The sequence below is a fragment of the Aerosakkonema funiforme FACHB-1375 genome (assembly GCF_014696265.1).
In the GTDB taxonomy this organism is placed as follows: domain Bacteria; phylum Cyanobacteriota; class Cyanobacteriia; order Cyanobacteriales; family Aerosakkonemataceae; genus Aerosakkonema; species Aerosakkonema funiforme_A.
This window is the reverse complement of the sequence record NZ_JACJPW010000008.1, coordinates 84,702-108,657: the sequence shown is the minus strand read 5'-3', so window position 1 is coordinate 108,657 and position 23,956 is coordinate 84,702. Positions and strand designations below refer to the sequence as shown.

Annotated in this window: 17 protein-coding genes; 8 read left to right on the top strand and 9 right to left on the bottom strand. The window is 43.0% G+C overall.

All coding sequences use genetic code 11. The annotated features are described in order from the left end of the window. Positions 1 to 48 precede the first annotated feature (48 nt). The 3 genes from H6G03_RS04905 to cax all read left to right on the top strand — a co-directional run bounded on the left by H6G03_RS04905 (position 49) and on the right by cax (position 3,303). Entirely contained in the window at positions 49 to 618 is a 570-nt protein-coding gene (locus tag H6G03_RS04905; protein ID WP_190462650.1) for a hypothetical protein, read from the top strand. A gap of 133 nt (positions 619 to 751) precedes the next feature. Then, positions 752 to 2,131, top strand: a complete 1,380-nt coding sequence (locus tag H6G03_RS04900; RefSeq protein WP_190462649.1) for a hypothetical protein — start codon at positions 752 to 754, stop codon at positions 2,129 to 2,131. 74 nt (positions 2,132 to 2,205) lie between these two features. Beyond that, on the top strand, positions 2,206 to 3,303 hold the full coding sequence (gene cax / locus H6G03_RS04895; protein ID WP_190462646.1) for a calcium/proton exchanger: 1,098 nt from the start codon (positions 2,206 to 2,208) through the stop codon (positions 3,301 to 3,303). Between the two features lie 26 nt (positions 3,304 to 3,329). On the opposite strand, the gene H6G03_RS04890 is transcribed toward cax, so the two are convergent. Next, entirely contained in the window at positions 3,330 to 9,416 is a 6,087-nt protein-coding gene (locus H6G03_RS04890; RefSeq protein ID WP_190462644.1) for a PAS domain S-box protein, read from the bottom strand. A 746-nt stretch (positions 9,417 to 10,162) separates the two neighbouring features. Between H6G03_RS04890 and pirA the strand changes: the two genes are divergently transcribed. Continuing rightward, positions 10,163 to 10,585 (top strand): arginine synthesis PII-interacting regulator PirA, encoded by a 423-nt coding sequence (gene pirA / locus H6G03_RS04885; protein ID WP_190462642.1) that lies wholly within the window; start codon positions 10,163 to 10,165, stop codon positions 10,583 to 10,585. A 14-nt stretch (positions 10,586 to 10,599) separates the two neighbouring features. On the opposite strand, the gene H6G03_RS04880 is transcribed toward pirA, so the two are convergent. From H6G03_RS04880 to H6G03_RS04865, 4 genes are all read right to left on the bottom strand, one after another. Next, a complete protein-coding gene (locus tag H6G03_RS04880; RefSeq protein ID WP_190462640.1) occupies positions 10,600 to 10,749 on the bottom strand; it encodes a hypothetical protein in 150 nt (49 codons plus the stop codon). A 78-nt stretch (positions 10,750 to 10,827) separates the two neighbouring features. After that, positions 10,828 to 13,764: an aminomethyl-transferring glycine dehydrogenase gene (gene gcvP, locus H6G03_RS04875; RefSeq protein ID WP_190462638.1), complete on the bottom strand. Its 2,937-nt coding sequence runs from the start codon at positions 13,762 to 13,764 to the stop codon at positions 10,828 to 10,830. A 165-nt stretch (positions 13,765 to 13,929) separates the two neighbouring features. Next, positions 13,930 to 14,319, bottom strand: a complete 390-nt coding sequence (gene gcvH / locus H6G03_RS04870) for a glycine cleavage system protein GcvH (protein ID WP_190462635.1) — start codon at positions 14,317 to 14,319, stop codon at positions 13,930 to 13,932. Positions 14,320 to 14,482: 163 nt separating this feature from the next. Beyond that, a complete protein-coding gene (locus tag H6G03_RS04865) occupies positions 14,483 to 15,124 on the bottom strand; it encodes an S-layer family protein (RefSeq protein ID WP_190462633.1) in 642 nt (213 codons plus the stop codon). Between the two features lie 157 nt (positions 15,125 to 15,281). On the opposite strand from H6G03_RS04865, the gene H6G03_RS04860 reads away from it, so the two are divergent. The 3 genes from H6G03_RS04860 to H6G03_RS04850 all read left to right on the top strand — a co-directional run bounded on the left by H6G03_RS04860 (position 15,282) and on the right by H6G03_RS04850 (position 18,598). Continuing rightward, positions 15,282 to 15,467, top strand: a complete 186-nt coding sequence (locus H6G03_RS04860) for a hypothetical protein (RefSeq protein WP_190462632.1) — start codon at positions 15,282 to 15,284, stop codon at positions 15,465 to 15,467. A gap of 193 nt (positions 15,468 to 15,660) precedes the next feature. Then, positions 15,661 to 17,457: an iron uptake porin gene (locus H6G03_RS04855; RefSeq protein ID WP_322111850.1), complete on the top strand. Its 1,797-nt coding sequence runs from the start codon at positions 15,661 to 15,663 to the stop codon at positions 17,455 to 17,457. Between the two features lie 295 nt (positions 17,458 to 17,752). Further along, positions 17,753 to 18,598 (top strand): alpha/beta hydrolase, encoded by an 846-nt coding sequence (locus H6G03_RS04850; RefSeq protein WP_190462629.1) that lies wholly within the window; start codon positions 17,753 to 17,755, stop codon positions 18,596 to 18,598. On the opposite strand, the gene H6G03_RS04845 is transcribed toward H6G03_RS04850, so the two are convergent. The 3 genes from H6G03_RS04845 to H6G03_RS04835 all read right to left on the bottom strand — a co-directional run bounded on the left by H6G03_RS04845 (position 18,534) and on the right by H6G03_RS04835 (position 21,273). Then, positions 18,534 to 19,544 carry a M28 family peptidase gene (locus H6G03_RS04845; RefSeq protein ID WP_242060298.1) on the bottom strand — a complete coding sequence of 337 codons (1,011 nt, stop codon included), beginning with the start codon at positions 19,542 to 19,544 and terminating at the stop codon, positions 18,534 to 18,536. The two genes, H6G03_RS04850 and H6G03_RS04845, sit on opposite strands and share 65 nt — an antisense overlap. Positions 19,545 to 19,723: 179 nt before the next feature. Beyond that, a complete protein-coding gene (gcvT, locus tag H6G03_RS04840; protein ID WP_190462625.1) occupies positions 19,724 to 20,857 on the bottom strand; it encodes a glycine cleavage system aminomethyltransferase GcvT in 1,134 nt (377 codons plus the stop codon). 62 nt (positions 20,858 to 20,919) lie between these two features. Further along, positions 20,920 to 21,273: a 4a-hydroxytetrahydrobiopterin dehydratase gene (locus tag H6G03_RS04835; protein WP_190462623.1), complete on the bottom strand. Its 354-nt coding sequence runs from the start codon at positions 21,271 to 21,273 to the stop codon at positions 20,920 to 20,922. A 420-nt stretch (positions 21,274 to 21,693) separates the two neighbouring features. Between H6G03_RS04835 and H6G03_RS04830 the strand changes: the two genes are divergently transcribed. Then, positions 21,694 to 23,571: a response regulator gene (locus H6G03_RS04830; RefSeq protein WP_199315131.1), complete on the top strand. Its 1,878-nt coding sequence runs from the start codon at positions 21,694 to 21,696 to the stop codon at positions 23,569 to 23,571. Between the two features lie 50 nt (positions 23,572 to 23,621). On the opposite strand, the gene H6G03_RS04825 is transcribed toward H6G03_RS04830, so the two are convergent. Beyond that, positions 23,622 to 23,888 (bottom strand): response regulator, encoded by a 267-nt coding sequence (locus tag H6G03_RS04825; protein WP_190462621.1) that lies wholly within the window; start codon positions 23,886 to 23,888, stop codon positions 23,622 to 23,624. Positions 23,889 to 23,956: the final 68 nt, after the last annotated feature.

Below are 23,956 nucleotides of genomic sequence, written 5' to 3'. Positions count from 1 at the left end.
ATAATTCGCAAACAGCATTTAAAAAATTGCTTATTTAGGAGCGGTTCAATGAAAACGGGACAAAAAATCATTGCTACCTCTGTAATCTCGGCAGTACTTGCAGGTAGTGCCTTACCCGCCTTATCTGCACGCGGAACAGGTGATGCCGCGACTGCCCATTATACCATTGAAACTTTGCCAAATGGTAATTACAGCTTTTGCAGCCAAAATACCTCTTCAGATGGATTGCAAACAAGTCCGTGTTTCTGGTTTCGTAAAGATGGCGATCGTGTAGTCGGTTACTATTTCTACCCTTACACCGAGTCCAGCATCTGTATTGAAGGTAAAGTGAATCACAATACCGTCACAGGTGAAGCGATGGAAAAAGTATGGGGACTCCCCGAACCGCCGCAACCTAAAGGAGTAGAGATGAAAGATGGCCCAGGACAAGGCTACTTGAAAATTAGTCGAGAAAAAATTAGTAATGTTTCTCGTTCTGAAGTAACAGGCGATTACAGTGCGAGTATCCGCTACCGCAGCGCCATACTTCATCTAGCCAAATTTAATCTCTACAATAGTGGCATCACCCCTCCACTACAAAATTGTGCGGCAAGCATTGAATCATTGCATAAAAATTAATGCTTTTCGCGAGTGTTGCTTTGCTAATTGAGTAAATTTATAAACGCAATATATTAGGTGGCGTTTTCATTGAGTAGGGGTTACAATCCTACCTAATGGAAACCCACCTTATGTTTGAGGAGATAAAAATGCTATGACTGTAATGTGGTACAAAGAGTCAGAGATAATTATGGGTGTGCTACCAGATGATTCGCAAAGTGAACTGCCTGTTGAGTTAAATACCAAAGCTCGTCTTCTTGTTAATGAATCGCAAAAAACAATTTACACTTTACTATTAGATATTGTTAAAAGAAAACACCCTTCTTTTGTTTTGGCTATATTTAAAGATTTATTTATTAATCTTGCCGATTGTATGAATTCAACTCCAACACGAGCTATTCACGAAATTGTTGCTGCTAATAATGAGGAAGTATTTAGAAATACGCTCAAGCGATGCTGTTACATTTTAGTTAACAACTGGGAGGTGGCAAGGCAGCATCAAGCCATTCGCGAATTAATTGATATATTTTCCGATTCTGTCATTAGCCAAAGAACTACTTCTGTTAATTTAAGTAGGCTGAGAAAGTGGCTAAAAAATTTTATAACTAGCAAGGATTACGAAGAACTAAAAATTTTTTCTTTAAAACATGAAGAGGGAGAAAAAGGTCATTGGAGTTACCGCTATACATCTTATTTGTTAGTTCCTCAATATATCGATCGCACCAATCCTGTTGAACAACGAAAAGCTGCCAAAACACTAGCCAAACAACTAAAAGATAAGTTCAAACTAGATCTGGCTATGTACACAGCTCGTGCTAACTCTGTGGAAAAAGAAAACACAATGCCAAAGAATCCAACAGGTTTGGGCGATGAAGTACTAAACGTAATTAAGATGCTTGTAGCGCGAAGAGGCCAGTTTAATTATGTCAATTTAGCCAATATCTTTACCCAACAAACTCAATATATAACGTACAAAGAATTCAAAATTAGCTTGGTAAAATATCTTATTTTTTGTTTAAATGATAAAGACTTGGCAATGGTTATCAGTGCCAAGTTGAGTGATAAATTAAACTCACTTTACGAAAATCACGATAACGAAGAAATTAATAATTTACTTTTACAAAAAACTTGTCAACACTTAATTGAGTATCTCACAACGGAAAACCATCAGTTACCTTCAGAGCTATTCCTCGTATTAATTTTTCAAAAGACTCCGCTAATTTTAGTAATTTTGCTCCTCAAAATAGTTTTAATTTGCAAGCCGTCCCGCCTTCATTTAGAAGCCTGTATTGCAGATTTGATTCGCTACTATGAACAGTTCCCGGAAGAGGACTGCCAGTGGGTAATTAATTTTGTGGAAATTTTCAATGTGACCTTTACTATTTATGCAGAAGACGTAGAATACAACTTGGTTAAAATAAATAACGATCGCGCAGATGGGACAATGGTTGAATGGGAAGATTATCGAGTTTTTTCACAATTAAAGGGCGAGCCTAAAGCGGACGGTAAAGTAAATGAAAAAAATTCGTTATGAGCGATTAAAATATGTAATTTTTCATCTGAAATGGTACGATCGATATCATACTTAGATAAACACCAAAACTTCTTATGGGAATCAAGAAAATAATTTCTTACCTCCTGTTAATTTTCGTCCCTATTTCCATTGCGGCTGAATATTTACACTGGGGTTCGCTGACAGTATTTATTACATCAGCTTTAGCCATTGTACCCCTAGCAGTATGGTTAAGCACGGCTACAGAAGAAGTTGCGATCGTTGCTGGGCCATCTATCGGCGGTTTGTTAAATGCAGTATTTGGTAATGCGACAGAATTGATTATTGCCTTAGTCGCACTGAAAGAGGGATTGGTCGATATTGTTAAAGCAAGTATCACCGGAACCATTATCAGCAACTTACTCCTAGTTATGGGACTTTCCATGTTTTTGGGAGGTTTGCGCTACAAGGAACAAGAATTTCAGCCTGTGGTAGCACGGGTGAACGGTTCCACCATGACTTTAGCAGTGATTGCAATTGTTTTGCCAACCACCGTAGTTTACACCTCAAATGGAGTTGCAGAAAGTTCGATTCGCAATCTTTCCCTCACAGCAGCAGTAGTGTTAATCGTAGTTTATGCTTTAACCCTGCTTTTTTCATTGAAGACTCACAGCTATCTTTACGATGTGGGAATAGTAGATTTGGAATCAGGAGAAGGAAAAGATGCTGACACTGAATCAAGTCACAAACCCAATCTCTGGTTGTGGATAGGTGTGTTGTTGGTATCTACTATTGCAGTGGCTTTTGAGTCAGAGATTTTCGTCGGAGTGGTGGAAGAAACAACAAAAAGTTTGGGTTTGACCCCACTTTTTACAGGTGTGGTGCTTTTACCATTAGTCGGCGGCGCAGCAGAATACGTAACTGCAGTAGGCGTAGCAATCAAAAACAATATGGATTTATCGGTTTCCGTGGCGATGGGTTCCAGCTTGTTAGTTGCGCTGTTGGTCGCTCCAATTTTAGTTATAGTAGGAGTGGCGATCGGTCAACCGATGGATTTAAATTTCAATCCTTTTGAAGTAGTAGCTGTAATCATTGCGGTGTTAGTCGCCAATCTGATCAGTTTGGACGGACGTTCTAACTGGTTGGAGGGAGGATTGCTATTAGCAACTTACATAATTTTAGGTGCGGCTTTTTATTTTCATCCTCCTGTGTAGCTAAATCGTATCCGTCTCCTTTTGGATTAATTATCTGCTTGTCCATCCCCTAATTCCTCATAACTGTTTTCTAGAGAGGTACGAATTTCTGCAAAGCTTTCCACAGTTTGGGGAATTATATCCCAATTAAAGTTATCTATCTGAGACCTTAAAGTTTGTGCATAATCCAACAAGACTTGACATTGATGCTCTTTACCCCATTGCGTTAGCCGTTCTATAAACTGTTTGAGTTCTTTAGTAACTAAGGTTTTCCGTAGCCGCACCCATGTAGTGTCAGTTTCTTGGCGCAGCTTAACCAATAAGTCTGAGAATTGCACAGGGTTTAAAGTTGAATTTGAGCATAAATTTACATTAGCCTTCTGCAACGTTTCCGAATTGGTAGAATCTACTAAGGATTCGCGCTGAGAAGCTGTAACTCTCAATACTTTCTTAAGTTCTGCCACAATCTGTGTCCGACTGACTGGCTTGCGTAAAAAACCTTCGCAAAGCCCCTGTAATTCCCTTTCTTCTATTTGATTGGATGAAGCCGTTAAAATGATAATCGGTATTGTCTGAGTTTGTTCATCCTGTTTGAGAATATTAGCTACTTCTCGTCCATCCATATTAGGCATTCGCAAATCGAGTAAAATGCAGTCTATGCGAGAGTTTTGGGCAATTGGCACGGCTTCTTGTCCATCTTTAGCAAATAAAAGATTGTGAGCCGTTTCCATAAAGTAACCTGCTATTAAGTCACGATTGGATTTAACATCGTCCACAACTAAAATGGTTGCAGGTGCAAATTGATTCAAGTTTTCATCTAATTCTTTGACGCTAAGATAGTTTACAGACTGCTCGGCGATCGCAACTTTAGGGAAATAAAATATGAAGGAACTACCTTGGCCTAATTCGCTGTGTAACTCAATGGAACCTTGCATTATTTCAGTAAGTCGTTGAGTAATGGCTAGTCCTAATCCAGTACCTCCATATTTACGGTTACTTTGGCCTTGACTTTGAGTAAATGCTTCAAAAATAAGTTTTCGATCTTCTGGTGCAATCCCAATTCCTGTATCGCTAATAGTAATCTGAAGGCTAATATGTCCTTTTGGAGTTTGAGTACATGAATATTGTTGTACTGAAATTGTAATTCCTCCTGAATGGGTAAATTTGAGAGCATTGCCGACCACATTAAACAAAATTTGCCGCAGGCGGACTTCATCCAGAAGCAGAAAACGAGGAAAATTGCCATCAATCTCAATTTCTAGCCATAAGCCTTTTTCTTCAGCTTTTTGAATAAAAATTTGGCGGATATCTTGAATTAATGAATAAATATCGACAACTTCATAGTGAATTTGGAGCTTGCCCGCCTCAATTTTTGAAAGATCGAGAATATCATTAATTAAAGCTAGGAGAGTTTTACCACTTGATGCGATCGCTTCTAAATATCTCTTAGCCCGCTCCTCAGTAATCATACCTCTTAATAAATCGCTAAAACCCAAAACAGCATTCATCGGCGTGCGAATTTCGTGGCTCATATTCGCCAAAAATTCACTTTTTGCCTGGTTAGCTTGTTCGGCTTCTTTTCTGGCTTTTTCTAAAGCCAAGTTTTTGAGTGTTAATTCTTCTCGCCGTTGGATTTCTTGTTGAAGTAAAGATGCTTGAGCGATCGCAATTCCTAACTGAGCCGCCACCGCTTGAATTAATTCGATTTCATCTTGTTGCCAGTGGCGCAGGTCATTTTCTGGGCAAGAAGGGTCATTAATACACTGATGCAAGCCAATTACCCCATTAGGTTTGCCTTGATAAAACGTAGCGACTGCTAACATTGATTTTAAGCTAATTTGCTCACATATTGGAGCCATATCCTGCAACAGAGGATCGGTATAGACATCATCAGAGGCGATCGCTTGTTCTTGAGTGAGTAATTTTTGCATATGAATATTCCCGACGATCGGGACTTCTAAATGCTTCAGGGAACGATGATTTCCAATCAGATATTCACTGACTACTGGTATAGCTGGGACTGGATTGGTTTGGTAAAAATGGATCAGACAGCGATCGACCTGAAAAGCTTCGCCAATCTGCTGCGCCGCTACCTGGAATATCTGCTCTGTATCTAAACTTTGACGGATTTGATCGGTAATATGCTGCAATAACAATGTTTTTCGTAACTGACGCTCGATCGCTTCTTCTGATTCTTTTTGTTGCGTTACATCTTCAGCAATACCCGTAAACCGCACTACTTTTCCGGCTTCATCTCGCAAGGGGAACGATCGCGCCGTTACCCAGCGAATACTACCATCGGGGCGAACAATGCGATAGGTTTCTTCAAAAGTGGTTCCATCCTCAATCTGATGCTTGAGAGCATTTGCCATTGCAGGTCGATCGTCTGCATAAACAGACTCTAACCAAGAGCGAGGATCTTTGTACAAACTCTCACAACTTCTTTGCCAAATCTGTTCGTATGCTCGCGAGATATAGAGCATTTCTCCCCGAGCCGATAAAATAAAAAAGACTTGATGAATATTTTCTGTTAATTGCCTGAATTTTTCCTCGCTTTCTCGGAGGGCTTGTTCCGCATGGTAACGTTCGGTAATATCGCGCACTAGCACCAACACTTCATCGTTATCTAACGGAGCAATGCGGGCTTCTTCATAAATCGTTTTTCCATCCACTACAAAATGATATTCTTGGGTTTGTACCCGATGAGTTGCCAGCGCTTGTTGGGCTAATTGAATTCTTTCTCGGGCAATCTCAAGGGGCATAATCTCTGTAACGAATGTGTTGGGGATGTTTTTTTGAGGTTGGATGATATGAATTGCACCTTTATTAAGGACTTCTAGCAGCATTCCATCCCAACTCATTCGCACCATAAAGTCAGGTAAGGCATCTAGTAAAGCTTGTTTAGTGGCTTCTGTCTGTTTGCGCTCAGTAATGTCTAAAATTGACCCCATGAGCTTAATTGTTTCGCCCCGATCGTCTAAAATCACCTCTGCCCGCGTTTCTAAATGACGGATTGTAGCATCGGGGCGAATAATTCGGTACTCTCCGAACAAGGGAGTTTTCCGATCGATCGCTTGTTGAAGCCAATCTTGAATTTGCTGACGATCGTCAGGATGAACCATTTGTAAAAAAGCTGCTTGAGTGGGTGCAGCGCCGTTGGGATCTAAGCCAAAAATGCGGAAGGTTTCATCAGACCAACTTCTTTGTTGAGTTCTTAAATCAAGTTGCCAACTGCCCAGATGGGCAATGCGTTGGGCTTCGGCAAGATTAATTTGACTTTGGCGCAGTTTTTCTTCAGCTTGCTTGCGAGCCGTAATATCCATTACAGTGCCGAAGTAGCCCTTAATCGCGCCTGTTTCATCGCGCACTGCGATCGCCTGTCCAGAAACCCAAACTTCTACTCCCTCTGGTTTACGGAAGCGATATTCTAGATTGAACAGTCGTTTTTCTTCGGTTGCTTGCACCCACTCGGCAAAAATCTGCTCTCGGTCATCCGGGTGTAGCGCTTGCACCCAACCTTCTCCCAACGCTTCTGAGAGCGAAAGTCCGGTCATTTCCGTCCAGCGTGGATTCACATAGACACATTTTCCCTCCCCATCGGTCTGAAAAATACCCACTGGGGCATGAGAAACGAGGACGCGGTAGCGTTCTTCACTTTCTTTGAGGGCGAGTTCCGCTTCTTTGCGATCGCGCAGCGCAGCTTGCTGTTCGCTAATATCGCGCACAATTTTAGAAGCACCCACAATGCGATCGGTTCGATCGCGAATCGGAGAAACGGTCAGAGCTACATTGATTAAGGAACCATCCCGATGCTGCCTGATTGTTTCATACGTTGGTACGGATTGACCTTGGCGAATTTTATCTAAAATATTTTCAGCTTCAAGGCGTGAGCTTACAGGGATAATTTTGGAAATGTGAGAACCAATAATTTCTGACGCGGTATAACCAAACAGCTTTTCTGCGGCAGCATTCCAACTGGTGACGATCCCATCAAGCGTTTTACTAATAATGGCATCTTCAGATGAATTAACGATCGCCGCTAATTGTGAAAGTGCAACTTCATCTCGTTTACGTTGGGTTACATCTCGCAAAATTGTCGTAAAAATTGTTTCACCGTCGAGGGTGAGTTTAGAAATTGATGCTTCTGCGGGAAACTCCTCGCCATTTTTGCGTCTTCCCCAAATTTCTCCTCGCTCTCCCATCCGTCGGGCTTTCCCATTAGAATCAGCAAAGGAAGTAACATGATGATGATGGGCGGACGCAAATCGTTCCGGTAACAGTCGCCATAAAGGTTGCCCGATCATCTCCTGTGCAGTGTAGCCAAAGGTTTTTTCTGCTCCTTGATTAAAGATAATAATCCGTTGTTGGGAATCAACCGAAATAATCGCATCGTTGGCAATATCGAGAATACCGAAAAACCGAGCTTGGGCAACTTTTAGGGCATTTTCTGTGCGTTTGCGATCGCTGATATCGAGAATAATAGCTAGAAAAACTTGTTTCCCCAGATATTCACTTAGTTGTAAATGTACCTCTACTGGGTATTGAGTTCCATTGGCTCGAATGTGAACGGTTTGAAAAGTAATTTTATCTTGTTGTTTACTAACTAGGGGATGAATAATTTGTTGAAACTGCTCTACTGTTATTCCTTTAAGATCGACCGGGGTTTTTTGTCGCAGTTCTTCCGGAGTATAACCTAAGTTATTCAGCGCCCCTTGATTGACATAATCAAACTTCAATGTTTCTGCATCAAAAACATAAATTTCATTAAAACTAGAATCTAATAAATATGATAAATGAGTAGATTTAGCTTGAATTTGTCTATATTCGGTTATATCTTCAACAATATAAGAGAAGCGGGGACGACCGCTCTCTGCAATACCAATGTAGCTGACAATTGCCAGTAACCAGTAAGCTTTTTCTACAGTGATGTGTTGGTATTCAAACCGGACAGGTTTTCCTAGCTTTCGACTTTGTTGATAATGGGTTATCCATTGTTGTAAAGCAGCTTCTGTAATACCTAGATCGCGGGCTTTTTTATTGGCTAAAGCTTCTGGCGTTGTGCCGAAAAAATTAGCAGCAAATTGATTATCAAAAACGTGCAAAATATCATTATCTAAAAGTTCGACTACTCCCATCATCATGGAAGAAGAGTCATAAAAACTGCGTAAAATTTCCTGACGTTCTAGCACTTTTGCTTCAACAGAGGTACGTTCAATGACTTTCAAAAGTTGAACATTCTCAGCTTTTAGAGTTTGTACTTGCAATTGTAGAGCATTAATAACTTGCTGAACTTCTGCCAGATTTATTGCTTGTAAAATCCTCGTTTGAGTCAATATTCCCACCAGTTCGCCTTGCGGGTTAACAACTCCTAAATGGCGAATCCGCCGAGTCTGCATTTCTTGATGTGCTGACCCCAGAGAATCTTTTGGTTTGACTGTAAACAGAGGTGTACTCATTACTCTTTCCGCCCGCAGTTCATTTAGTGGCACTTGTAGAGCTTGCAATTGAAAAAGATCTTGTTCGGTAATAATACCCAAGGGATAAATGGCGTTGGTGCGAGTTTTTTTAACAATAACAATGCTGCTTACTTGTTGGCGAGTCATGCGTTCGGCAAGTTTGACAATAGAGATTTTGGGACTGGCATAAATCACTTGTCGGCTCATGATTTCTTCGACAAAACGCAGCTTCAACAGGTCAGCAGTTTGAAGGATATCTCCAATAGTGGCAGGGGTAACAATTGCGATCGGTTGGTATTGCTCATCGATCACAGGTAAATGCCTAATCTTATGTTGGTGCATTACCTGAATTAATAATAATGGATTTTCCAGATCTGCGACTTTACAAGTGAGCGGATGTTGAGTCATCACTTGTGCAACAGTGAGGTTTTCCAATTGCCTCTTTTGTGCAATCAGCCTCACAATATCGCGTGCAGTTATAATGCCAATTAATCGCTCATTATCTTCGACAATTACTATACAACTGTTGCCAGAGTAAATCGGAGTATTTAAATTAGTCGAATTATCTGATGTAGCAAAGCGATGATTAATTTGACTGAGTTGGACGATCGCTTCGAGCAGCAGAGTTTCCCCATAAACCTTAACAAACTGCTGGTTGGCATCAATGAGCGATCTCACGGATGAGGATTGCGAGCTGCTAACCATAAACTCAGATAATGAGCGACTTTATTATATTATCACTATTTTTCAGGTATTTGGGAACTTTTTTGTGACAAGCAAAGTATAGCTGTAATCTTGATTTACATAAAAGATTTAACTAAGCTATGTATAATTTGATAATTAATTTTTTATTAATTTATATCAAAACTGAAAAATCACGAACTATTAATTATTAAAAAAAAAATTCAAATGCGGAAATTCAACGGAGGGATTTTATAGGTTATTCCGCAACTGTTAGCGTACTGCTAAGTAAGTGGGTGTAAATAAACCAAAGATAATTTGTAGTGGGGTGGGCACTGCCCACCATTACCTCATATCAAGGGTTAGAGCCATTTTGGTGGGCACTGCCCACCCTACCTTTAATTCTGCCTACTTTGGGAGCGCGGGAGAGCGAGAGAAATTTTATATAATATTTCTCTCACTCCCCCTCCTCTCTCCCTTTAGGGAGATTTCCTGCGATCGCCCGCTTTTGCCACCCCTGGCACCTATCTCAAGCTGGATGTACTTTGTCATCATCCTTTGACTTTTGAGCAATTTTCTAGAAAACGGTAACATAAAATACAGAAATTTACAAAACTTTTCCTAATTTGTGTCGGGGATCACACCAAATTGAGCTTACAGAGCGTTACTCTAATAAACAGTGATTCACAAAGGAGTCACATTATTTAACCCCGTTTCACATAACTCTTTAGGAGGCCGACTATATGCAACTCAGTTATCGCGGTGCCATCTACCAAAACGATCTACCTACCGTCGAAATGACTGAAGGCGAAATTGGCGGCAAATACCGGGGTCAAGCTTGGAACTACCGCTATGCCAGACATATTCCCGTACCGCAACCAACGCCTCAGTCTCAGTTAAAGTATCGCGGCGCTAGCTACTGTAAAGATCCTCGCGCAAACGCAGAAGCTTGCTTTGCCGCACCATCAGCAGAAGAAACTCCTGCTAGAGTTGTGCCAAGTTGTGGTAGAGGCCACAAAGTTATAGATGACTTGGAAGAAATTCACCTCGCTAATATTCGTCGTCGTCTAGAGTATCGCCTGGAAGTTGCGAAAAACCGGGGCGATCGCGATCTGCTACGGATGCTGGAAGCAGAATGTCATCAGCTAGTCGGAAATTGTGGCTAGTTTTTTAGATCGAATTAAATAAGTTTCCCCATAAAAATGATGGGGTCTGAGGGATGAAAAGCGATCGACTTGTGCGATCGCTTTTTTGTTGCATTCGCCCTAACAAGTGAGCTATTCGCTACTAACTGTCTCTGGGAGAGTGCGATCGCATAAAACATCATCATAATCAAGTAAAGTGCGCGATATCGTCCCTTTTCTTAGCCCCCTCCCCGTCTACGGAGAGGGGGTTTGGGGGTAGGGTCTTACGAATACGCCTCCATCGGCAAACAAGCACAGACAAAATTGCGATCGCCAAACGCATTATCGATCCGTCCCACCACCGGCCAGAATTTATGTTCGCGAGTCCAAGGTGCGGGGTAAGCAGCTTGGGTGCGAGAATAAGGATGATTCCATTCGTCAGCAATCAAAACTTCTGCCGTGTGGGGTGCATTTTTCAGGACGTTATCGTGAGAATCTGCCTTCCCGCTTTCGATTTCCGCAACTTCCTGGCGAATACTAATCATCGCATCGCAAAAACGATCCAGTTCTTCCTTAGATTCGCTTTCCGTCGGTTCCACCATCACCGTACCCGCCACAGGCCAAGATACAGTAGGAGCATGGAAACCGTAATCCATCAAACGTTTGGCGATATCTTCTACTTCGATACTGGCGGATTTTTTGAGCGATCGCAAATCCAAAATGCACTCGTGCGCCACAAAACCAGCTTCTCCTTTATACAAAACTGGATAGTAAGATTCCAAGCGACGCGCAATATAATTAGCATTCAGAATTGCCACCTTAGTTGCTTCCGTCAAACCATCGCCACCCATCATCGCAATATACATCCAAGAAATCACCAGGATGCTGGCGCTACCCCAAGGCGCAGCAGAAACAGCACCGATCGATTTTGGATTTTGGATTTTGGATTTTGGATTTTCATCTCGAATTTGGACAACAGAATGACCGGGTAAGAAAGGTACTAAATGCTGGGCAACACCGATCGGCCCCATTCCTGGCCCACCGCCACCGTGAGGAATGCAGAAAGTTTTGTGCAAATTCAAATGACAAACATCCGCGCCAATATCACCCGGACTGCACAATCCCACTTGGGCGTTCATATTCGCCCCATCCATATAAACTTGTCCGCCGTTGGCGTGAACGATCGCACAGATTTCCTTAATTTCTGACTCAAAAACGCCATGAGTTGATGGATATGTCACCATCAAAGCAGCTAGTTCTTTGCTATATTTTTCGGCTTTATTTTTGAGGTCATTTACATCAATATTTCCCTGTTTGTCGCAAACAACGGCAACGACTTTAAAACCGCACATTACCGCACTAGCCGGATTTGTTCCGTGCGCCGATTCGGGAATCAAACAAATATGGCGATGACTTTCGCCCCGACTTTCGTGATACTCACGAATTACCAGCAAACCTGCATATTCGCCTTGCGATCCTGCATTCGGTTGCAGAGAAATTCCGGCAAATCCAGTAATTTCAGCTAACCATGCTTCCAGTTGTTGGAACAAAACTTGATAACCTCGCGTTTGCGATGATGGTGCAAACGGATGAATATTGCCAAATTCCGGCCAAGTTACTGGGATCATTTCCGCTGTTGCGTTCAGCTTCATCGTGCAAGAACCCAAAGGAATCATCGATGTAGTTAGCGATAAATCTTTGGATTCCAATCGATGCAAATAACGCAGAAGTTCGGTTTCGGAGTGGTAACTGTTGAATACAGGATGAGTGAGATAGTTGCTAGTGCGGACAAGGGAAGTGTGAACTTTAAGCTCAGAATGGTAAAAAGTTGAAAACGTAAATGGCAGTTGTTGCGTACCTGCAAAAATCTGCCAGATATCGATTATGTCTTCGACTGTAGTGGTTTCGTCTAGGGAAATTCCTACAGTATGTTCATCCAATACACGCAAGTTAATGCGCCTGTTTTTTGCAGCTTCTAGAATTTCTTCTAATCCCCGTTCTCCCAATTCCACCCGTAGGGTATCAAAGAACTGTTTTGAAGCAATTCCGTATCCTAATTCCTTCAGCCCTTCAGCCAGAATTACTGTGAGCTTGTGAATATTTTCAGCAATTTTTTTAATTCCTGCCGACCCGTGATAAACTGCATACATAGAAGCGATGACAGCCAGCAAAACTTGAGCGGTACAGATATTGCTAGTTGCTTTTTCCCGGCGGATATGCTGTTCGCGGGTTTGCAAAGCCAAACGCAATGCTGGGTTGCCGTTAGCATCTTTGGAAACGCCAACAATTCGCCCCGGAACTTGTCGTTTGTACTCTTCTTTTGTAGCGAAATAAGCTGCGTGGGGGCCACCAAATCCCAGCGGAACTCCAAAACGTTGGGTGCTACCAACGGCGATATCTGCGCCAAATTCTCCGGGTGGTTTTAGGAGAGTCAAACTCAAGATATCTGCGGCTACAGTTACTAATGCACCGGCGGCATGAGCTTTTTCTATAAAAGCACTATAATCGTAGATTGTGCCATCGCTGGCAGGGTATTGCAAAATTGCGCCAAAAATTGCTCGATCGAACGCAAATGTTTGATGCTCTCCGATAATAATCTCAATGTCTAGGGGTTTGGCGCGGGTTTGCAAAACTTCAATGGTTTGAGGATGGCAATCTTGAGAAACAAAGAAAGCTTTTGCCTTATTTTTAGATAAACCATAACTCATGGTCATGGCTTCTGCGGCTGCTGTTGCTTCATCTAATAAAGAAGCGTTGGCTATTTCTAAGCCGGTCAAGTCAATTACCATTGTCTGGAAATTCAGCAGCGCTTCGAGTCGTCCTTGGGCGATTTCGGCTTGATAGGGCGTGTAGGCGGTGTACCAACCGGGATTTTCGAGGATATTGCGTTGAATGACGGGCGGGGTAATGCAATTGTAATAGCCCATACCGATGAGCGATCGAAACACCTGGTTTTTCGAGGCGATTTCTTTTAATTCAGCTAAGGCGGCGTACTCGCTGCGGGCTGCTGGTAATTGTAGCGGTTGTTTCAGCCGGATTGCTGGCGGTACGGCGCGATCGATCAAAGCATCCAGGGTCGGCAGTCCCAATACTGCGAGCATTTGCTCCATTTTATCGGGAGTCAGCCCTATATGCCGCCACAGAAAAGAACTTGACTCTATTTTGTTTTCTCCTAATTGCTGCTGACTGCCAGATTGCGTATAAGTGGTATAAGTCACCACAATTTCCTCTCTAGAATTGACTCCTTATTACTTTGTAACAAGAATTGAAAACTTAAGCAGATCGGAAAGGTAGGAAAAGTAGGGTGAGCAATGTCTGGTAAAATCGGTGTTAACAAATCGCTTCTGCGATCGTGGGCATTGCCCACCCTACTTTACCTAAAATCCCTAATCGCCATCTACCAGTGCGCGATAGTCATCAGCAGTCATAGCATCGTCTACTTCACCTGGGTCATTGACGCGAACCTTAATTAACCAACCTTCGCCGTAGGGGTCATCCCCCAAAACTTCCGGGTCATCTAACAAGGGGTCGTTGCGTTCCACAACAGTACCCGTGACTGGGGAGTTTAACGTTTCAACTGCTTTGACGGACTCAACATTTCCGAAAGGTTCTCCCTTTGTCACTGCTTCGCCGATATCTGGGAATTCCACAAATACTATATCGCCCAGTTCTTTGACGGCAAAGGCGGTGATACCGATCGTCGCAATCTCGCCATCCAGTCGCACATACTCGTGGCTGTCGAGGTACTTCAGGTCATCGGGATATTCTAGAGACATTTCACTTCCTCACTATGCAAGAAAAAGATTCAGTTTTAGGTAGCTTCGCAAGCAGATTAAGTATTTGCACGCTGGTTATTAATACAGGTTTATCGATTTTTTTCTGCTCAAAGCTGACTCGAACAGCTTTTTAGTGTACTACTTTTCTCGGCTGCGATCGCTCTTACTCAAGCTCTATTACTGCACACGAACGGGGATTTAGGGAAGGCTGCGTTACGGTGGGTGCAGCAGCAGTGAGGGTAACTTGGCCATCTGGGGCGATAATCCATCCAGAAGCTTCCACAATTTCGGGGCTGGTAGGTGGGGACTGGTAAAGGGAAATAGGTTTTTTTGCTCGATTTTCTGGGTGTGCGGCTGTTGGTCTTAAATCCATCCAAACAGCTTCATCGGGGAGAGGATCTGTTGGACTTGGCGGTATCCCACCTCTACCGATGAAGATGAACGAGCTGCCTTCTCTGAGACTGCGAGTACAAGCAGAAACAATCAGTTTGGTAGTATCGACGGTATTTTCTGGCAAGTCAAATAATCCATCATCGGGGTCAAGTTCCGGCGTATTGATGACCACAGTACCTTGCAATTGGGGTGCGTCCTGTTGGGAAATAGCGGTGATATCGCTTTGTAAAATGACTTTTCCTGCTTGCACTCGGATACTACCGCCACCAATACCAGAAGTATTTACTCTCGCACCGCCGGAAAGTTGGATATCACCAAAATTGCTGACATTCTCATATCCCACTGTTAAGTTTGGAGTCAGGGAAACAAAGCTATCTTTGACGCTGCTTAATTCAATTCGTCCCGAAGGCAATTACCTATTTGGGTAGCTTTTTCTGGTGATATCGCTGTTGATTGCAGTCAGATTTCAGGCTTGCATCTTTGATTTTCGAGCTATTTCTTACCACATCTAAAGGAGCGTCACTTCCAGGTTTTTCTGCGGATTACTATTTGAGTAATTTTGTTTAATTTTGTTTCATAAGAAATCGCGATCGCGTAGCGGTGCGGATGCACTATCGCTGCTATTCAAAGGTATGCACAATCAAATTCTTTTGTCAAGGTATAGTACCGACAGGCAAAAACCTTTAGTGAAAATCAGCCCCATCCCAAACAAGCTTACTCCTTTCCCGCTCAAACCGCTCAAAGCTTATGTATAATGCCAGCCAGGTGCAGAAGAGAGAAATAATGGCCGATAATATTGTCATCGTGAGAGATTACTATGGCAATAAATCAATAGAAAATAATTGATGATTATCATAAATTTTTTTAAATCTCTAGTTATTGCATCATATGCAACGCCGGTTTAATATTACTGTACCGATGACTAGATTTTGTGTGTGAGGAATGCAGGTGAATTACTATCTACAAGGCATCAGAAAAATTTTTTTTCCTTTCCTAGCGCTTAGTGTTGTTCCACTCAACTCTCTTCCTGCTTTGGCTCAATTAGCTTCATCCGAAGCTCCACTTGGCCAAGTTACATCGGTTTCGCAATTATCAGATGTGAACCCGACCGATTGGGCATTTCAGGCACTACAGTCTTTGGTGGAACGCTATGGTTGCATTGAGGGCTATCCTGACAGAACTTTTCGCGGGAATCGTGCCCTGACCCGTTATGAATTTGCAGCGGGTTTAAATGCCTGTTTAAACAGGATAACTGAGTTGGTGGCAGCGACAAAACCAGACTCGATCGATAAAGAAGACTTAGCTACAATCGAAAAATTGCAGCAGGATTTTTCTGATGAACTAACAAAACTCCGAGGGCGAGTCGATGTTCTGGAAACTCGCACCGCTAAGTTAGAAAGACAACAATTTTCAACTACAACTAAGTTGAGTGGAGAAGCAATTTTTAGCATAGCGAGTGCCTATTCTGCTTACCCAGGTGGAAATCAAGATTTTATCAATAATACCAATGATGGAACGGGGGCAATACCCCAGGCAGGCAAAGATGCAAATATCGTTTTTAACAATCGCGTTCGACTCAACCTATTAACCAGTTTTTCCGGCAAAGATTTACTGATTACAGGACTTCAGGCTTACAATTTTGGTGGGGGACCGAGTGCGGCATTTCCTTCTTTTACAACTGGTGGTAGCCTTGCTGGAACACTAGGTTATGGCGATGTAGTTTTTGGGAATGCTAGTAATGTACGCTTATCATACGAACCGCAATTCCCAACAGTTAATCCTTCCACTCTTGAAACTACTGGTGGCAACAACAGCGTCCATCTTTATAAATTGCTCTACATTTTTCCTGTGGCAAACAACTTAACCTTATTTGCAGGAACTAATGCAGAAGTAACTGATGCTTTTCCATCAATTCTACCTTTTGCGGGAGAAGGACAAGGATCTATTTCTCGCTTCAGCAATCTACCAGCAGCGCAACGGGTATCTGGAGGTACTTCACAAACTGGATTAGCATCAGCCGCCGGATTTATCTGGAATATTTCCAACAAATTAGACTTGCGAGGGTTATATGGCTCGGTGCAAGCAAATCTTCCCACTAATGAAGGATTTCCCGGTACTCCTCTAGGAGCGGGTCTTTTTAATGGCAGTTATGTGGCGGCAACTCAACTAACAGTTAAACCATCCAAAAATCTCGATATTGGTCTGAATTACGCTCATAGTTATCACCAGATCAATATTTTGGGAACGGGACTAAGTTCATCTGATATTGGCTCGATATTGTTTGCACCCAATGCAAATGAATTAGCGAATGCTGGTGGGTCAGGTTTGGTAGCAATTGCTAATCAAGGAATTCAACTTGATACTTTCGGTAGTTCTGTTGCTTTTAAGTTGAATCCATCTGTTACTCTCGCTGGTTCATTTACTTACATTTTTAGTAATCTCACTGATGTTGATGCCTCGACTAATTTTATGAGTTGGTTAGTTGGGGTTCATTTCAAGGATTTAGTTACCAAGGGAGGCTCGGCGGGGATTATTTTTGGTAGTCCTCTCTCTCGCGATTCGGCTGGCGGCAGAGCATATAATCCTGAAACGGCTACCCCTTATCAGCTGGAGGGATATGTCAATTTTAAAGTCTCGGATCGTGTTAGTATCACTCCTGGTGTGTTTGTAATTTTTAATCCCGAAGGCTTTAAGACTAACCCAACAACTTATGTGCCTGTTGTTCGGACTACCTTTAGTTTCTAGATAGATTTGTTGAGGACAAATCTTTCGATGAGGTTCAAAAACCGGGTTTCTTGCAAAAACTAGATTTTTTGTTGAGAAACTCGATTATTTTATATCTTTATTAAATAAATTGGCTGTGGCGGATTTATGGGTAAAAATGTTCTTTGATGTTACAGTTGAGTGAGATGGTGGTTTATAACACGGGAACTAAATTATCGATCGAAACTACTAAATTTATTGCCTGTGCCTAACCCACCCTACGATTAGATAAGTTTCTACGATCGCCACAAAAACGGGAGAGCCAATAAATTTAAAAATGGATAAGCAAAAGCTCAAACATTTACTAATAGGTGACTTTTCGCTGAAACGGCTGATACGTTCTATTATTTTTGTTTATGTTTCCCTTTGCATATACGGCTACTTTTTCACGGATTGGATGATTTTTAAACCGCAAGCATCCAGCTATCAAGACACTAAGGATATTCTGAAGCTGACTGCTGCTGATGGCGTGCAAATATCGGCTATTTACCTACCCAATTCTCAAGCTACTTACACGATTTTGTACAGTCACGGCAATGCGGAAGATTTGGGGGATATGTTGCCAATTCTGAGAGAATTAAGGGAATTGGGATTTTCTGTATTTGCTTACGATTATCGCGGTTACGGTACGAGTCAGGGTACGCCTTCAGAAAGCAATGCTTATCAAGATATCGATACGGCTTACGATTATTTGACAAGAAAGCTGAATATCTCAACTCAAAACATTATAGTTTACGGACGGTCTGTAGGTGGCGGCCCTTCGGTGGATTTGGCTTCGCGCAAATCCGTTGGGGGTTTGATTTTGGAAAGTGCTTTTACTAAGGCGTTTCTTGTGGTGACGCGCATCCCGATCGTACCTTTTGATAAGTTTGCGAATATCGATAAAATTAAAAAGGTACGCTGTCCGGTTTTAATTATACATGGAACGAGCGATTCGGTAATTCCTGTTTCCCACGGACAACAACTTTTTGAATCTGCGAACGAACCGAAGCGTTTTTTATGGATAGAGGGTGCGGATCATAACGAAGATCTTATCTCGCTTGGAGGCGATCGCTACACTAAAACTCTGCGCGAGTTTGCTCAACTGGTTCGTCAATCTCAAGTATTGCCAAATCGGCAATAACGCTTTCTAAACCAGCGACTACCCGCGCCAATTTCTCGAAATCAATTTTATCCGGTGTATCCTGTGCGGTATGATAATAAGGATAGCGATAGGGAGCGGTATCTGTGACCATGATTCCCGGATAGCCTTGTTGCCAGAAAGACCACTGATCTGACCAACCGACACCGGGAATTTGCGCGGGTAGAGCTGCGCCTTCGGAGGGAAATTCGACATGGCGACGAAAGGATGCGATCGCTTTTCTCACCAAGTCACCAGATTTAATATTACCGATAAATGCAATAAAGTTTCCAGAGGAAGGATATACCAAATTCAGAGGAAATGGATATTTTTGAGTTCCCGCTTTATCGGAATAGTAACCCATTGTTTCTAAGCTGAGCATAGCAACAATTTTCTCGCCTGCTTTTTGACTGCGTTTGGCATAAACTAAGCTTCCCATATCCGGAGTTTGGAAAAAGGGCGGTTCCTCATTCACAAATTCCACAAAACGGAGAGTCCGGTCAGTTTTTTTGCCAGCAAACGCACGCGCCAATTCCAATACAGCCGCCGCACCAGTACCGTTATCGTTTGCACCGGGACTATCCTGCACAGAGTCATAGTGAGCGCCGATGACAACTATTTCATCTGGTATTTTTGTGCCGGGAATTTCTACTTCAATGTTATCGTACTTGCGGTTAGCAAACTGGTATTGCTGACGTTTGACTTTGTAGCCGGCATTAGTAAAACTCGATTCTAAAAAATTAGCCGCAGCTACCAAATTATTGTAAGATGAAAAGTTATGTTCTTGCAGTTCGCTAACTAGCTTTTGCACGTCCTGACGCAAGGCTTTTTGTAATTTTAATTCTTGCTGATTTAGAGATGGCAGTTGTCCGCGATAACTAATTCCCGGCATCCGAATCATCGCGAACCACACCCAACCGACGATCGCACTGAGGATGATAGCTAGCATTGTAAGCCTGCGTAATGCTGGGCGACTCAATAAGTTAATTTTTAACATTTTTTAAGTAGCGATTCTTCAGATATTTTAGCTGGAAGAGGATTTGTTGATTTGCGATCGCCAATTCGCAAAAGGGAACGATCTGGGATTTTTTGGCCCAGCCGTCTGAATTTTGCTTTAGTTTTGCTAAATTAACCGATCCGAGCAGCAGAACGATAGAAAGGCTTTTTCACCACAGCAGCTGGATAAGTCTTACCGCGAATTTCTACTTGCAGTGGCTGACCGACTTGAGCTAATTCTGTGGGAACATAGGCAAGCGCGATCGCACTTTCCAGTGTAGGCGACCAACTGCCACTCGTCACCTCACCGACTTTTTCCCCATTGTGCAATACTGGATAACCGTGACGTGCAATGTTGCGTCCTTCCATTTGCAAACCAACCAAACGACGCTGCACTCCAACTGCTTTTTGTTGTTCCAAAACAGCACGACCGATAAAATCTCCTTTCGCATCCAGGTGAACCAGCCAACCTAACCCAGCTTCCAAAGGCGTGGTATTTTCATCGATATCCTGACCGTAAAGTGCCATCGCCGCTTCCAAACGCAGGGTATCCCTAGCACCCAAACCGCAGGGAACCACACCCGCCGCCACCAAACTGCGCCACAGTTGTACCCCTACTTCTGGGTCAACCATCACCTCAAATCCATCTTCGCCAGTATAACCAGTCCGAGCAATAAAAGCGGGTTTATCCAATACTGTTGCTTCCAAATGACCGAAAGCTTTGATGGGCGTAAGATTTTCCTTGACAAATGGTTGCAGGTATGCAGCAGCTTGCGGCCCTTGCACGGCGAGCAAAACTTTATTTTTGGAGAGATCTTGTAAAGTAACGTTAGCCGATTCCAAGTTTGCCAACAACCAAGCTTTATCTCTTGCTTTGGTGGCAGCATTGACAATAATTACGCCCCACTGTTCGCCAGAATCATCCGACCCTTGGTAATAGAAAATAATATCATCTAAAATACCGCCGTGGATGTTCGGCAGTACGGTATATTGAGCTTGACCGGGTTGCAAGCGACTTAAATCGGAAGGTACTAAATATTGAAATTTCTGAATCAGTTCTCTCCCTCGGACGGTAAACTTGCCCATGTGGGAGATATCGAAGATGCCCGCACTTGTTCGCACCGCCTGATGTTCTTGCGTAATGCCAGTATATTGTACAGGCATTTCCCATCCGGCAAAGGGAGTGAGCCGCGCTTTCAATTCTACCGCTAGTTCAAATAGGGGAGTGCGGCACAAAGCTATGGGTGTTTCGGATTGATTGCTCATATTCGATTCAGTGGGAGATGGGAGTGCGGGAGGAGTGCGGGAGGAGTGCGTGACTTTTGATTTTACTTTTGGATAAACTCAGTTGCGATCGCATCCGTTTTCGCTGCCATGATAAAATCATTTTTGTGCAGACCGCCAATCGAATGCGTCCACCAACTTACCGTTACTTTACCCCATTCCGTCAGTAAAGCTGGGTGATGTCCTTCTTTTTCCGCTGCATCGCCCACGCTATTAGTGAAAGCTATAGCTGTTTTAAAATCGGCAAACTTGTAAACTCGTTTCAGACGCGCTTCCCCTTCTTCCTCCACGATATTCCAATCGGGGATTTGCGGCTTTATTTGTGCAATTTCCGCTGCGCCGATGGGAGATTCACCACCAATGCAAGGTACACATCCTTGTTGCGCTAGTTGTTCCATAAATTCCTCCGCACTTACAGTAGTTTTACTGAGAATAGAGGCTCTGCCTCTTGGTGCAAGATTTTAGTTTCTGTAGTTTACCACAATTTGCGATCGCACTAATACTAAATCCGCTGTGATTACCGCCGTTATTGTTGGCCGCAGCGGGGAAAGGGAGATTAGGAGAAGAAAATTGAGGCTGAAAAAGAAGGTAGCAGACCCGGATTTATATAAAGTATAGTGGCCAATGCACAGCATCGCCTCCCAGAATAAGTAGGCGAATTTTTTTCAGCAATCCTACCGCAATTGATATAATTTTTTTAATTATGATTGCCTTTGGTGCATCAAACTCATAGGCTTATTGATAATGCCTTCTTTGTTCGTCTCGCCTGAGTGTAGGTGGGGACTTCTTCCGCAATTTTTGGAAAGCCCATATTCAGAATGAAGAAATCTTTCATAAAAATTCTGTTAGTAGAAGAAGATTCATTGCTGAGCGCTACACTGGCAAAGGTGTTGGAGGCAAATGGTTATGCGATCGATGTAGCGAGCGATGGACAAACTGCACTAAACCTGGCAACCGCACTTGAGTATGACCTGATTGTGCTGGACGTGCAGGTGCCAAAACTAGATGGGATTAGCTTATGTCGGCAACTTCGATCGCAAAACTACCCCAAACCGATCCTGTTGCTAACGGCAAACGATTCAGATGCGGATGTGGTGGCAGGCTTTGATGCTGGAGCTGATAGTTATATCAGCAAACGCTGTGCTGCGGAAGTATTACTGGCAAGCATACGGACATTATTGCGCCGCAGTAACGCATTCCCCCCAGGAAGTATGGGGAAGGATTCATCCGCTACGTTAACTTGGGGAAATCTTTGTTTGGATCTCGATTCCGGTCGAGTCACCTTTGGCGAACAAGTCATTTCGCTGACAGCAACAGAATTTAATCTGCTGGTATTATTTATGCGAAACCCCGATCGCATCTTCAGCCGCAGTGTCATTCTGGATCGTCTGTGGGGATTTGATGATGGGCCCACCGATCGCGCCATTATTACTCATATTAAGGATTTACGAAAGAAACTCAAAGCAGGCGGTTTAGCCGAAGAAATCATCGAAACAATTTATGGCATGGGCTATCGACTCAAGCCTTATCCCCAATCGGCATCGTCAAGTCTGGATGATTCAGGGACAGATAACACCCGAAAACAGAAATCTGCTGTGGGAGATCGCTCTGCGATCGACAAAGTATTAGAACGGTTTTGGGGAGTATTTAAGCAACAAATTGCCGTATTGGCACAAGCAAAAACTGCATTATTAGCAGGAAATTTAGCAGCCGAATTACAGCAAGCAGCAAAGCAGGAAGCCCATAAATTGGCAGGCTCTCTGGCTTCTTTCGGTTATTCCGAAGGATCGAAACTGGCGCGATCGGCTGAGCATTTGCTCATGAACGATCGCCCGTTCGCGCTGGCAGACATCGCTCGATTGTCTGAAGTGGTGACAGCATTACAAGCGGAATTAGCCAAGCCACCTATAACATCGACGCCTACACCGATACCTACTCTTTGCGACTATCGCGTGTTAGCGATCGATGACGATACGGCTTTGACTGAGCTATTAAAAGTAGAATCGGAAGCTTGGGGATTGCAGATCGAAATTGCCTCGAATCTAGCTGTCGCACGATCGCGCCTTGCTCTGTCCGTCCCCGATGTCATTTTATTAGATTTAAGTTTCCCAGAAACAGAGGAAGATGGTTTGATGCTGCTGCAAGAACTAAAAGAGCGATCGCCTCACCTTCCTGTGATTGTATTTACCGGACGAGATAGCCTTGCCGATCGCTTAGCAGTATCGCGATTAGGCGCTAAACAATTTCTACATAAACCTGCCACGAGCGAACAAATTTTTCAAGCCATCACCCGTGTTTTACCCAAAAATCAAGCTTTACAACCCAAAGTGTTAATTGTTGACGATGACCGAACAATGCTGACTTACTTATCCGCATTGCTAACGCCTTGGGGTTTGGAAGTGATAACTTTAAGCGAACCTCAACGATTTTGGCAGATGCTGCTGAAAACTTCCCCCCATTTAGTCATACTGGATCTCCAGATGCCACAAGTCAGCGGGCTGGAGTTGTGCCAGGTGGTGCGACAGGATGTGCAGCAGGGTGATTTACCGATTTTAGTTGTGACTGCTCACACCGATGCAGACTCTCTCAGTCAAGCTTTTGCTGCCGGAGCTGATGATTTCATCACTAAACCCGTATTGGGGCCAGAACTCGTGACACGGGTACTCAGTCGAATTGAGCGCACTCGCTGGCGCTAGAAATTAGAAATTCAAATAGTACCTAGTTGGGAAAACAAACATGGCAAAGGTTAACAAGCTACTTTATGTATAATCTGGGAGACTTTTAATTCAGCTAACATACTTTCTTCGTAAGGAGTTAAATTTCTCCTGACAACAACTACTACATCGGATTGAAAATCCAAATAATTCCTGATGATTTTTACTACTTCCACCCCGTTCATATCTGAAAAATCAAAATTTAAAACAACCATATCGGGAGGATTAATTAACATTTCCATTAACATTGCTTTAACTGAATTGGCTTTAGATACTTGACTAAATTCTATATTTTCCAAACCATGTTGTATCAGGTCGGAAATAGTTATACTATTGTGAACAAACAAGACTTTCCTGGGCGACATTT